Annotated in this window: 10 protein-coding genes and 1 pseudogene; 3 read left to right on the forward strand and 8 right to left on the reverse strand. The window is 65.7% G+C overall.

Features of this window, described 5'->3' with window-relative positions:
• Nucleotides 1-449: 449 nt before the first annotated feature.
• On the forward strand, nt 450-1,352 hold the full coding sequence (locus ACWGKQ_RS18740) for a helix-turn-helix transcriptional regulator (RefSeq protein WP_453293021.1): 903 nt from the start codon (nt 450-452) through the stop codon (nt 1,350-1,352).
• 12 nt (nt 1,353-1,364) lie between these two features.
• Here ACWGKQ_RS18740 and ACWGKQ_RS18745 read toward each other — a convergent pair whose 3' ends face one another.
• The 4 genes from ACWGKQ_RS18745 to ACWGKQ_RS18760 form a co-directional block, all read right to left on the reverse strand.
• A complete protein-coding gene (locus ACWGKQ_RS18745) occupies nt 1,365-1,889 on the reverse strand; it encodes a peptidylprolyl isomerase (protein WP_453293022.1) in 525 nt (174 codons plus the stop codon).
• 308 nt (nt 1,890-2,197) lie between these two features.
• Nucleotides 2,198-3,397 carry an amidohydrolase family protein gene (locus ACWGKQ_RS18750; RefSeq protein WP_453293023.1) on the reverse strand — a complete coding sequence of 400 codons (1,200 nt, stop codon included), beginning with the start codon at nt 3,395-3,397 and terminating at the stop codon, nt 2,198-2,200.
• Nucleotides 3,398-3,425: 28 nt separating this feature from the next.
• Entirely contained in the window at nt 3,426-4,541 is a 1,116-nt protein-coding gene (locus tag ACWGKQ_RS18755; protein WP_453293024.1) for an MAB_1171c family putative transporter, read from the reverse strand.
• 3 nt (nt 4,542-4,544) lie between these two features.
• Nucleotides 4,545-5,138: a hypothetical protein gene (locus ACWGKQ_RS18760; RefSeq protein ID WP_453293025.1), complete on the reverse strand. Its 594-nt coding sequence runs from the start codon at nt 5,136-5,138 to the stop codon at nt 4,545-4,547.
• Between the two features lie 691 nt (nt 5,139-5,829).
• Here ACWGKQ_RS18760 and ACWGKQ_RS18765 point away from each other — a divergent pair.
• The gene (locus tag ACWGKQ_RS18765) at nt 5,830-6,099 is read left to right on the forward strand and encodes a hypothetical protein (protein ID WP_453293026.1); all 270 of its coding nucleotides are present in this window, start codon (nt 5,830-5,832) and stop codon (nt 6,097-6,099) included.
• A 473-nt stretch (nt 6,100-6,572) separates the two neighbouring features.
• Here the strand turns inward: ACWGKQ_RS18765 and ACWGKQ_RS18770 are convergent, their stop codons facing one another.
• Together ACWGKQ_RS18770 and ACWGKQ_RS18775 are read right to left on the reverse strand one after the other, a co-directional pair.
• Entirely contained in the window at nt 6,573-7,124 is a 552-nt protein-coding gene (locus ACWGKQ_RS18770; RefSeq protein WP_453293027.1) for a 2'-5' RNA ligase family protein, read from the reverse strand.
• Between the two features lie 338 nt (nt 7,125-7,462).
• A pseudogene (locus ACWGKQ_RS18775) lies at nt 7,463-9,321 on the reverse strand (ATP-binding cassette domain-containing protein).
• 570 nt (nt 9,322-9,891) lie between these two features.
• Here ACWGKQ_RS18775 and ACWGKQ_RS18780 point away from each other — a divergent pair.
• Nucleotides 9,892-10,260, forward strand: coding sequence for an HIT domain-containing protein (locus tag ACWGKQ_RS18780; protein ID WP_453293028.1), 369 nt, complete (start codon nt 9,892-9,894; stop codon nt 10,258-10,260).
• 19 nt (nt 10,261-10,279) lie between these two features.
• Here ACWGKQ_RS18780 and ACWGKQ_RS18785 read toward each other — a convergent pair whose 3' ends face one another.
• The gene (locus ACWGKQ_RS18785) at nt 10,280-11,377 is read right to left on the reverse strand and encodes a UDP-N-acetylglucosamine--N-acetylmuramyl-(pentapeptide) pyrophosphoryl-undecaprenol N-acetylglucosamine transferase (RefSeq protein ID WP_453293029.1); all 1,098 of its coding nucleotides are present in this window, start codon (nt 11,375-11,377) and stop codon (nt 10,280-10,282) included.
• A 157-nt stretch (nt 11,378-11,534) separates the two neighbouring features.
• Nucleotides 11,535-12,299 (reverse strand): formylglycine-generating enzyme family protein, encoded by a 765-nt coding sequence (locus tag ACWGKQ_RS18790; RefSeq protein ID WP_453293030.1) that lies wholly within the window; start codon nt 12,297-12,299, stop codon nt 11,535-11,537.
• Between the last annotated feature and the right edge of the window lie 36 nt (nt 12,300-12,335).

Genomic DNA, 12,335 nt, shown 5'->3' on the forward strand with positions numbered 1-12,335 from the left:
GCATGAACGAGGTTCAGCAGGGGCGGGGACTGGCGCGGGGTCGGATATCCCCAGTTCCCGAGATCTCGATCCAGATGCAGTTTCTGACGTCCGTTCGACGCAGCAGAGACATGCGGCACTCCTCACGTGACAGCCACTCACAGGTCCCGTTCTAGGTAGGGAGTGGCCGAGGGGTGCGCCTTCCGCCCACTCAAGGCTCGAAGCCGCACACGTTCCAACGCCCGAGGGACGGAGCCCTCGGTACCGATTTCTCCTGGGAGCCCTCCGCGCATGGGATGCCGGGGTTGCACTCCAGCAACCCTGCCTCGGCCGGGAGCCTTGGCAGGGCAGAAGGCGAAGACCGAGCCGCGTGCAATGCCAGTCGCTCTTCGCTAAGCTGAAGCTATTCCCGGCTAGAGAAAAAGTCAACACACTGGATCGACTCCAGCTTGCATAAAAAACGAGGTCAGATGCCTGCCCGCCACTTCGACCGAAGCCGTCTGCGTGCGGTCCGGCGTGCCGCTGAGATCTACCAGGCCGCCGTGGGCGAGGCCCTGGGCGTCTCCGACTCCGCGGTCGCCAGCTGGGAGAGCGGTGCGCAAACTCCCGATCCGGAGAAGTTGCCCGCCCTGGCCCGCGCGCTCGGACGAGACCTGGACGAACTGTTCCCGCGGTCCGGTCCCCCCGATCTGACCGATCTGCGCTGCGACGCCGGCTACTACCAATACGAGACTGCCGAACTGATCGGAACCCGAAGCGCCGGTCCAGTAGCAGCGGCCGAACGCGGCGAACGACGCCTCAAGGACAAGTACGTCCCGGCGTTGGCGTCGGCGTACGGGGTCAGCAAGGAGGAGCTTCGGCGAGCTGAGGCCAAATCAATCGCCAAGGCACAGGGAGTGCATGTCGACAAACCCGAGTTGTCGGGAGAGAGTGCGGGCTCGCTTCCCGGTGGCCCTCCCGAGTCGCTGGCTGAGAAGATCACTCTACTCCTCGACAACTCGTACCCCAGCCCCCCTGGCCCTCCCTCCGACGCGGAAATGGCCAGCGCGGTGAACGCCCACGCCGGGGCTCAGATCATCACCGAGGAGGAGTTCCTGGACCTCCGTACCGGCGCCGCCGAATCCGCGCCACCTGCCGTATTGGACGCGCTGGCGGCGGTCGTCGGCGTCTCACGGATGTACTTCGAACCGGATGACACCGTGGCCGCCCAGGTCTACGAGGGTCTTCAGCTCCTGGCCGCCGCCAAGAAGGGAGCCGTGGGCCGGGTGAGGGCTCGTGGCCTCGGCGCACAGGGGCTATCTCCGAAAGCCATGGCGCTGGTCAACGAGTTGGTGGCGGAGCTGGAGGAGAAGGAGACAAACACAGGCGAGTGACACCGCACTGACTCAGGTCCCCTGTCGGTCGATCTTGATGAACTGGACGACGACATCCGTGATGGGGCGACCGTTATGGCCAGTAGGGATCTTCGCGATGGCGTCGACCACCTCTTGCCCCTGGATCACCTCGCCGATGATCGTGTGTCGGCCGTTGAACTGCGGCGCAGGCCTGAGGGTGATGAAGAACTGCGAGCCGACGGTGTCCGGCGCCGTGGTGGTCATGGCCACCATGTACGGCCGGTCGAAATTCACCGACGGGTCGATTTCGTCCGGGAACTCCCAGCCGGGTCCTCCGGTGCCATCGCCTTGCGGGTCGCCTCCCTGAATCATGAGGCCAGCGACCACCCGGTGGAAGATCGTTCCGCTGTAGAGCGGCCCGAAGCCCAGTTCGCCCGTCCGCGGATCTCGCCACGTCCAAGTCCCCCGGGCCAGGCCACTGAAGCTCGCGACCGTCTCCGGCGCGGACTCCGGAAACAGCCTCACGACGATCTGTCCCAGCGTCGTATCCAACGTGGCCGTCAGCTCTTGCACCATGGACTTCCGTCCCGTCATCCGTGTCCCCGCACATGGAACAGCACACCTGCGCAGGTCAGCGCGAGGACACGCCAGTCGTACGCCCGAACGTCAGGCCTGGCCGGACCCCCTCCGGAACAGCAGCGGCCGCTCCGAGCCGACGGACGGTGATCCGTGTCCCCGTCAGGGCCCTTCCATCTGGGGTCTGACTGCCTACGGGCTCGTCACCGAAGATCACGACGCTGACCACTCTCGCGCGGGCATCGGAGAACGAAGGCGTTTCCGCTTGGGCCGGGCCACCCTCCGTGAGTCGTTGCCCTCCTGAGGGGTTACCGCTGCTGAGTCCCAAAGCCCGGCTCGCGCATCTGTCCGGCGGCGATCACCGCACGGATCTCCTTGAGGGCATCGAGGTCGGTCAGCGGATCTCCGGAGACGACCAGCAGGTCGGCATAGAAGCCGGGGGCAATGCGGCCGACCGAGCTGCCGAGTCCCAGAGCATCGGCCGCGTGGGCGGTAGCCATGTCGATGATCCTGTCGTTCGTGATACCTAGGTGCGCGTAGAACGCGAGGGCGGGTACGAGCGACCCGTCGAACCCGGTCCGCTGCACTCCGGCGTCGGTGCCGGCGACGAGTTTGACTCCGGCTTCGGCCATCTCCCGGACCTGCCCGAAAAGGACCTTCGCCCGCTCCTCACCGAAGACACGCGGCACCATCTGCCAGTGGGGGCTGACAGCCGGGCAGACGGCGATGTCTCGATCGATGATCTTCTTGAGTACGTCGCGGCGTAGGCCGAAGCCGTCCTCCGTCATCCAGGAGCAGTGCTCGATGGTGTCCACACCCGCGTCCACGACCGCCGAGATGCCGTCCACCCCGTGCGCGTGCGCGGCCACGGGCACGCCGGCCTGATGCGCCTCGTCCACCAGAGCGCGAAGCTCGTCCCCCGAGAACTGGCTCTGCCAGCTCTTCGGCCCGTCCTTGGTCAGGCCGCCGCCGGTCGCCATGACCTTGATCACGCCGACACCCGCCGCCAGGTTGCGTCGCACCAAGTCGCGGACTGACGCCTCGCCGGAGACCTCGCCGCCCAGGAAGTGGCAGTGGCCTCCGGGCGTGGTCAACGGGGTGCCCGCGGACACGACACGAGGCCCAGCTGTGTCGCCGCGGCCGATCTCCTCGTTCAGACGCAGAGCCAGTTGATTGCGGTCGCCCAAGTCCCGAACCGTCGTCACACCGCTGCGAACGAGTTGCTCCGCTCGTCGGCGCATCTCCGACAGGAGGTGTTCGTCGTCCGAAGCGCGCAGAGCGGCCACCGGGTCGCTGCTTCCGTCGAACACCAGGTGGACGTGGGTGTCGATGAGCCCCGGAACGACCGTCGCGTCGGGAAACGCGAAGTGCGTCTCGTCCGCGCCAGCGCGGACGGCGAGCCGCGTGCGGGGTCCGACCGTGGTGATCGTGGCGCCTTCGACGAGGATGGCGCCGTCCTCCAGATACGTCCCGGAACCGGTCAGGATCCGGCCGGCCGTGATCAGCATGTCGTCTCGTCTCCTCGTTTTCTCGTGGTCACGCGGTCAGCCGGAGTACGTCCGACACCGCAATCAGCTGACGGACGTCCTCGTCCCGGTCGTCCCCCTTCGGCATCGCCAAAGCGACCGCCGGCCCCGGTGCCGGAACATCGTTCTTGATCATGTCGGCGGCGACGCGCAGACGCTGGGCCAGCTGAGCGGGCTCCAGGTCCAGGAGGTTCATGCCTTCCCCCCTGCCCACCACGTAGGGGCTGATGTCGACCAGGCCGTCCCGGCATTCCACTATCCGGCGGTGGTACCGGCGGTGGACGCCATGTGCCCGCCACCGGTCCCAGAATCCCAACGAAGCGGGCCGCAGGTGGTTCTGGGGATAGACCTCGATCAGGAGCTGCCACAGGGGGGCCAGCCGACGGTGATCGCGTCGCCGACGCAGCCACAGCCGCGTGGCGGTGGTCCTGGCGCGGGCAACCGAGTACGTGACGCCCGCGGCGAAGAGCAGGCTGGACACGACCAGCAAGAGCGACGCGTAGGTGTTGACCCGATACGGCACAGAACCACCGCTCCACCGGACGGTGACGAAGACCGCGCGGATCGCGGAGGCCGCAGCCATCGCAGCCAGTCCGATCGCGGTCATCCACAGGCCGGTGGCGTGCGGCCGCCGTGACATGCGCGCGTAGGCGGCCGACCACCATGCGGCGGCTCCGATCGAGTACATCAGGTACAGGCCGGCGACGGTGTAGAAGAGGAAGATCTGGGGGACCGTCATGTCCACGGTGACGTACGGCTTGCCGAGTTCGTCCCGTGGCACGGTCACGGCGGCCAGGGTGATCCCCACCGCGACCAGGGCCATGACGACGCCTTCCCACTGGGCACGACGACGCGCTCCCGGCCCGTCCGCCGAGTACAGGTAGAAGCACATCAGGAAGTAGACCGCCAGCAGCAGCAACAGGTTCTGGGCGAGCCGGGCCATACCGTGCCCGGCGAGGGTGTCGATGCCGCTGGCGCCTCCCGGCATGGCCGCTGGATACGACAGCCCCATGCACAGGAAGGCGAGTGCCACCGACCGCGTGGGAGCGTCGTGCGGAGCACGGAGCCACAGGTGGAGCCGCCATGCGACCGCGACAGCGATGATCAGCAGAAGGTACTTCGCCACGACCTACAACCACCCTCGGCGGTCGCCCAGAGCAGACTGAACCCGACGCACTCGCGGGTCCTCCGACAACGGAGGAAGTGCATCCACCACCGAGGACCACTCCAGGATGATCGTGGCCGCCAGCTCGACCGAGCACTCCTCCGCGTCCTCGTACGTGCATCGGGCGGCGACCCGCCGGATCAGCTTGGGGTCCAGGACGGGCATGAGGACTGACCACTCCTCGACGAACTCGTCCCGGGACACCTCGGTGGCCTCACGGCCCTCCTCCCACTCATCGACGAGGATGTGGAGGAGTTCGTGCAGGATGATCTGCCGCTGGTGCAACGGGGTCGTCTCCTCCTGGTAGAGGATCACGTCCGTCTCCGGCATCTCGACCCACAGTCCCGAAGGTCCGGGCTTCTCCAGCCCGAAGGGACGCAGGACCATCGGACGTCCACGCCGCTCTCCCAACGCCCTGACAAGCTCATCCATGTCCAGAGGCGGGACGATGCCGAGGCTGCGCAGCTCCTGCCGCAGGCGTCGGTGCAGGCCGCGCTCCACAGTGCGCTTCTCGGCCGTACGCCATCGCCCCAGCCGCCGCCATGCCCGCTCCCTCACGGGAACCGTAGATTCCGGCGCGCCACGGCGGCTCTCTCCCGGAGACATTGCGCAATCCTTTCGTACCGGCCGAACGGCTCGCGCTCGGAGCCGTGCGTCAGCCACCACGGGTCAAAAACTTTTCCGTCCCCGGGACGGCACTCATGAAGGTGATCGCAGGCATCGAGACCAGCACCGTCCGCATGGAGCGGACCAGCCGAAGCGATGAGGTTGCGAGGACGTCCGAGTCTCTTCTGTGCGCTTGGTCGCAAGAGCGAACGGAAGTCAACCGGCCGGAGCCTTTCGAGGTGACTCCCGGGAACCTCCCGGACCTTACGTGAGGCTCGCCCAGGACCAAGAACGTCAAGACTCTCCGTGCGAGCCAAAGGGGCTGAAAAACACCTCTTCGAAATGCATCGAATCAACCAACGCGGATGTCGATCAAGACCCTGAGCTGCCACTTTTCCTTACGTTCATATTGGTCGCCCCCACACCTCGCCTACATGGCTTCGTTATCTATTCGAGATATTCGGGGTAGCCGTTTCGTGGTGACAAGTGACCTTATGCACCAATCTCACGCCCAGTCTCTGAGGAGCTGCATCGAGCATGGGGTGGGCGAAATCCGCCCGAGCCGCTGGGCTATCCTCCTGATCATGCAGCGGACAAATTCAGCCAGAGACTCGGATACCCAGAGTCCTAGAGTGAGTACCGCTTGCACACACTGACCATCCTTCGTTCCGACGGCAGCCCGCATGCCGTACCCGTTGGCGTGACCATGGACACCGACGCAGGTGTCGCTCGCGTTACCAATCGCAAATACATCAAGAAGGGCGCCAACATTCAGGCGCCCCGGCCCGGTGAAGCAGATGTGTCTGTCTGTCAGGTCGACGGAGGACTCTGGGCCAGCCCGGAGGGAACGGCCGCGATCCTCACCGACGCTGCCGCGGCGGAAGGCGCCGTCCCCCACTACGCCGGCCGATAGGGACGGACCTCGGCCCCGGAGCGCGTTGTCATCGGGATCAGGATTACTGGGGCTTTGGGCCTGGCCAGTCTTCCCGGCCGACACCGTCAGAACACTGCCTGAAGCGAAGGGTTCCTGGTCCGGGCTAGACCGGCCATCCAAGCTACGTGACGGCACCACTTGATCGACGGTGCCGAATCAGCTTCCTGCGGCAGCAGAAGACGATGGGGACCAGCGCCGCGCACAGCGCGTGCGAGATCGTCGGCTTACCTGCCTGCAGCGGTGAGACTTGCACGCATAGCGGCTTGTAGGTCCTTGCAGGCTTGGTGGAAGCGTTCCAGTTCTTCGAGATACTGCGGCGACACCGGGGAGAGGTACTCACCGCCGCCCCGTCGTCGGTCTTGTGGGCAGAGGATCACACGGACCCCGTCGATCGAGTGAGACAACGACGAAAGGAAGATTCCGTACTATGGGAAACGTAGCCACCACAGGCCTCATGCCATGGAGTCGTCCGGCCCAAGAGGGATCCGGGCCACCTCTTTCCATGTCATGGTCTTCGACCTCTCGGTGGTCGTGGCCGTGACGTCGACGAGATAGATGGCGGAGATGTACAGAGGGGCGTGGCTTGGCCTAATACGACGCAAGCGGCGCTGTGCCTCATCCGAGTCGGCATGGTCGTAGGCGTACGCAGTGGACAAGTGCTGGACGCTCCACGGGTAGCGAGCCGCCTCATCGCCACACACCCTTCGGATGGTGTCGCGGGTGACGTCGTGGAGCGAAGCGAGACCTTCATCGGGATGTAGGTCGGCGATGACCCCCGTGTGATAGCTCAGGAGCGACCCAACGATCACCTCCAGCGGCTCGGCAGCCACCAACCGCTTCCGCAGGGCATCGACCAAAGCCTGCCGTTCTTCCTGCGGCACATCGGCAGCTGGACGCCCGCTGATTTGGTCGATGTTGATGTGAAGCCAGCGCGGCTCGACTGGGCACAGCGGGAACCCTTCGTCGATCAGCGCCTTGTTCGCCTCGGTGATGAGGTTGATCAAGGGCGCATGACGGGGGTCAGCGAGATCGACTACTGCATAGACATGCAAAACGCTCTCGGCCGTCCACGTCTCCGTCCCGTGCAAGAACGTCAAAGGCTGCACCTACGAACTCCGGAGTCAGAGGCTGATACCAAAACGGACGTGAAGCTCAAGTATCCCAGCAGTGTAGCCGCGGCTCATCCACGAGCAGGGGCCTTCCGTACACCGCCGAGCCGCCCGCCCGGGGGGACACCACGGGAGGGCAGCTCTGCCACATTCACGGCACCCACGCGTCCAGCCCGCCATCCTGCCACTCGGTCAACAACGACGAGAGGTTGGTGGTCAGTACGCAGCGGCTCCTACCTGTCCTTGGCGAGGCGGAGTAGCTCGGCAAAGAGGCCGCCGGCATGGACCAGGGACTCGTAGGGGCCTTGCTCGATCACGCGCCCGTGTTCCATCACGACGACACGGTCCGCGATGCGCGTGTTCTCCAACTGGTGGGTGCCGACGATGGTGATCCGATCAGCGGCAACGCGCTTGATCTCCTCGAAGATCTGATGTTCTCCACGCGGATCCATCTGGGAGGTGGGCTCATCGAGGATCAGGAGTTCGGGCAGGCGGTACAGCGCACGTGAGCACGCCAGCCGCTGCCACTGGCCGCCGGAGAGTTCTACACCGCCGAACACTTCCCGGGCGAGCAGCGTTTCCATCCCCTTGGGCAGGTCCTCGACCGCTTGGCGCATGCCGACTGCGTCGACGGCCTCCCACACAGGCCCGTCGTCCATAGTTCGGGGCTGCCCCAGTGTGACGTTCTCCCGGACCCTGAGAGGCCACTGGGCGAAGAGCTGGGGGACGAGCCCGGTGCATGCCCATACGGACTCTTGGTTCACACGGGACAGGTCCTCCCCGTTCCAGGTCACCTTCCCCTTGTCCGCCAAGTAGATCCCGGTGATCAAGCGGACCAGCGTCGACTTGCCTGATCCGTTCTCACCGACGACGGCGACGATCTCGCCCCGGCGGAACCGGAGTGATACCCCGTCGACGGCGGGGTGTTCCTTGCCCGGGTAGCGGTAGACCACTTCGTCGAGGCAGATCGACTCCACCGGCAGCGCGATCTGCGCCTCCCCTCGCTTCGGGGCTCGGTCGGCAGCGTCATCTAGAAAGGCCTGCATGTCGGTGAGGTAGAGGCTCGTGTGGAAGAGGGCTGCCCCGTTGATGACGACCTGGGACAGTGCCGCCAGGGTGGTCTGCACCGCGACGACGGCGGTGGCAGCGATGGCAAGGTTGATACGTCCCGTTGCCGCCAGCCAGGCCAGCGCGGCCCAGGTGAGGACGAGGAAGAGGCCACCGACCAGGGAGGAGACCAATGCGATCTTCAGTGTCCGTGGGGCGCCCGCGCGAAGCCGCAGGTCGATGCGTTCCGACAACGCGCGGTACCAGAACAGAAGGTAGCTGGTCATGCCGTTGGCCCGAACCTCGTCGCCGTGCTTGGGCGTTGTCGCCCACCACCGCATCATGTGCCGCACGTTGCGATCACCGACATTCGAGTAGTGCAGCTCGTAGTCGACTCGCGCGGACAGAACAGCACCGACGCCGGCCGGCAGCAAGGCCAGCATGAGCAACGGCACCATCAGCGGGTGCAAGATGGACAGCACGCTGCTGGCCGCGATCATCCTGATCAGAGCTGCCATGAACCGTTGGGCGTCGTTGACCATCACGTGGGTACGGAGCACCCCCATCTCCGCCGCCTCCTAAAGCCGTCCTGCGCGTAGGCGGCGCTTTCGACTTGGCACACCGCCGCTACCAGGGCCGTGTCGGCGTGCGTGGTCAGCGGCGGCGTCATTCTCTCGTCGGTATACGAAGACACCGCGCTCGCAAGGCGGCCGCAGGCAGCCGCGCCCGCCACGACGAGCAGAGCAGGTACCGCCTGGTGAAGCCGGTCCGCGACCGGGCCACGGCCCAGGATCGGCTGCATCGCATGACCGGTGGCGGCAAGCAGGACTGCCGCGGCCACGCCCGCGACCGCCTGACAGACCAGGAGCATGACCACGGCTGAGCGGTCGAGCCTCCAGGCCATCCGGGTGATGCGCCGAAGCACCGACGGCAACCTGGTACACATCTGCCTGAAAGAGACGTTGTCGAGCGGATTGGTCGAGTACTCGCCGCTGTAGACAATCTCGGCGGGTGGCGGCGGAGGGATCTCGGCTGGTACGTCCATGGCGTCAACGGATGTCAACTGCACTCCCATGCACGGTTGTTGTGTACGAACTGGCGATGCACGGGTCAACGAGCGGCACCGCGATATCGAACACACGTTTTTGAGACGATGCGGATTCCGCGCGGTCGCGCAGTGCACACGTCGTGGCTGATGCATCGACCCTTGGCGCGCACGAATCGGGTTCGGTACGAGGTTGGCCGAATCGCCGAGGTCCACGCGAAACGTCGACGCTCCCGCACGGCGGAGGAGCGGGAGGACTTCGTAACGCCGCTCGACCGTGACCTCGCCGGGCCGAATGGCGCACATCGCCGAGCCTCGGGGCGTACGGCGCCCTGCCCATGCGCCCCGACGACAAGTTCGAGGATTTCGAAATAACGGTCGCCATTTCCGTATACGCTTTCGAGTTTTGAACCTTCTTATGGGCTTTTCGATTTTATGGGGTTTCTGGGCACACGTGTAGCCTGACCGGTGATCGTTCTTCGGCTGCCGGTCGGTGCATCTGTCGCCCTTGCTGTGCCACCTGTGCCAAATGACCTCGCGGTCGTACAACTCTAGGAACTGGGTGACATTGTGACCGTTTCGGTGAATATTGCCGAGAAGGTGTCGGACTTCTACTGCGACGAAGCGCTGTCCGGGAAGACGCCCATCAAGGTGGTGGAGGAGACAGACACAGTGCTCGCCTTCGAGCACACCAGGCCGAGCTACCCCGTGCACATCGTGGTGGTCCCGAAACAGCACATCCCGTCCTTGGTGAATCTCGGCGACGGCGGCGAGGAGTTGCTCATGGACGTCCTGCGGGTGGTCCGGCGGGTTGCCGGGCAGGTACGCGAAGAGCATGGGGCTGCCTGCGTAGTGACGAACGAGGGCGAGTACCAGGAGTCGAAGCACATGCACTGGCACGTGCTGTTCCGGGGGGAATTGCCGGAGGGGCGGGTCTGACTGGACAGCTCCGGCTAGGTCAGGTCCTACGACGTCCGTGAGGGCGAGTCAGCCGTAGGGTTCGGGCGGCGATGTCCCGCGCGACGCGGTGGATCATGTCCGGGTCAGGTGGCGGCCCACCGCCTTGGACTCGCGGAAGCAGTTGCTCGCAGGCGGCCACGATCGGCCGTCCGTCAGCGAGCAGTTCGTCGTCCGGTACAACAACGCAGGTTCCGCGTCGCGCATAGGCGGTGGCGTTGTCCAACTGATCGCCTCGGCTGACTGAGGCTGGAAGCGGGATCAGTACAGCGGGCTTCCGCAGCGCCTCCAGCTCGGCGAGGGTGGTCGCGCCGGCCCGGCCGATCACGAGGTCGGCCAGCCAGAGGGCGTCGACCATCTCGCCGTGCAGGTACTCCAGCTGCCAGTATCCGGGGACCTGGCTGAGGGAAGGCTCGAGGTTGCCTGGTCCGCTGATGTGCAGGACGGCGAACCGGGCAGTCAGGGCAGGCAGCTGGCGGCGGATCGCGTCGTTGATGCGGGTGCTGCCGCTGCTGCCACAGAAGATCAGCAGGACGGGCAGGTGGGACGGGATGCCGAGGTGGGCCTGCAGTTTCTCCGGCCGGCCGTGGGCGAGATCGTCACGCAGCGGAAGGCCGGTGACCACCGTCTTGCGTCCCAGCCAACGGGGCAAGTTCTGTCCCGGTTCGGCAAGGCAGACGGTGCGGGCGAAGCGGGCCAGTATCCGGTTGGCCAGTCCGAGGGAGTGATCGGATTCGTGGATGGCCAGCGGCACCCGGTTCAGCCAGGCCGCTACCCCAACGGGCACGGAGACGAAGCTCCCCTTGCTGAAGACGACGTCCGGCCGCTCGCGGCGCATCGCTCGCCAGGCGGCGAACACCCCGTGCATCACGGTGAGCGGCATGACGGCGTTCCGCCAGGACCGATAGCGCTGCAGACCCGCTGAGGGGACAGGGACGAGCCGGATGCCCGCCTTCTCCGCAAGGTCGGCTTCGATGCTGTCGGCCCGGCCGAAGTAGACCAGGTCTTCGACTCCGGCCCGGCGCAGTTCGGCGGCGACGGCCAGTGCAGGGACGACGTGTCCGGCGCTCGCACCGCCGGTAATCCCGACTTTCAACATCCTTGGAGCACGGTAGGCGGGTTCTGATTGTTGCCGGATTTCCACTCGGGGGCCTTCCTGTATCTCTGCGTATTATCGTGTGGTGCTTAGCGGGACGAGGTGTCCTTCGGACCATATCCAAGCCAGGTCGAGCAATTACAGGGCTTGGCGAATCTGTTCAGACGGCGTCGAAGACGACTCGGAATCCAAGGTTTACGTTCCGGTCGTCTGAGAAGGAGAAGTGTCGGTTGTCGCAGCGGCCGTACCATTCCGGATAGGAGTACGAACCGCCTCGGATGACGCGTCCGGCGGGCAGGGTTCGTCCTTTCCATAGCGTCGTGGTGGGCTCGGCCTCGGGTCCGTCTGGGTCGGTGGCATCGGGAGCGTCGGGGTATGGGGCGTACCAGTCAGAACACCACTGCCAGAGCACTCCGGTGAGACCGTGGATGCCGTGCGGATTCGCCGTCTCGGTGGCGGCGTTCCAGCAGGCCAGGAACGCCTCGGGCCACGTGCGGCTGGTGTGCTGACGGTGGGAAACTGAGCTGAAGTCGCAGGTTGCAGTGCAGAAGCACTTGGCGCGTACGGCGTACTCGAACTCGGCTTCGGTGGGGAGCCGGTAGGCGCGGCCCTCGCGTCGGCTGAGCCAGGCGATGGCGCCGAGGGCGTCGTTGTAGGAGACGCCGACGACCGGCACGTCACTGCCGTGGACGTTGGCGTCGCTGAACAGTGGGCCGGGTTTCCAGACGTCGTCCCAGATCTCCAGTTCCGGGTCGATGGTGATACCGAGGGCGTCGCGGTAGGCCTGGTAGAGGCCAACGCTGAAGGGGGTGGTCTGCCATTGGACGGTCTTGGTGATGTGTACGGTCTGGAGCCGGCCGTCGGGCAGGCGCCGCTGATAGGCGCCGGGCGGGACGGGGGCAAAGGCCACGGTGGTGCTGGACACGCTTTCCTCCCGACGAGGGTGGTGGTGCGGGTGGCC

The sequence above is a fragment of the Streptomyces sp. NPDC054770 genome (assembly GCF_053611985.1).

Coding starts and splice junctions, on each gene's coding strand:
- ACWGKQ_RS18750 (WP_453293023.1), bottom strand. CDS start 3,397: ATGCTGATCACGGCCGGCCGGATCCTGACCGGTTCCGGGACGTATCTG.
- ACWGKQ_RS18740 (WP_453293021.1), top strand. CDS start 450: ATGCCTGCCCGCCACTTCGACCGAAGCCGTCTGCGTGCGGTCCGGCGT.
- ACWGKQ_RS18745 (WP_453293022.1), bottom strand. CDS start 1,889: ATGGTGCAAGAGCTGACGGCCACGTTGGATACGACGCTGGGACAGATC.
- ACWGKQ_RS18785 (WP_453293029.1), bottom strand. CDS start 11,377: ATGTTGAAAGTCGGGATTACCGGCGGTGCGAGCGCCGGACACGTCGTC.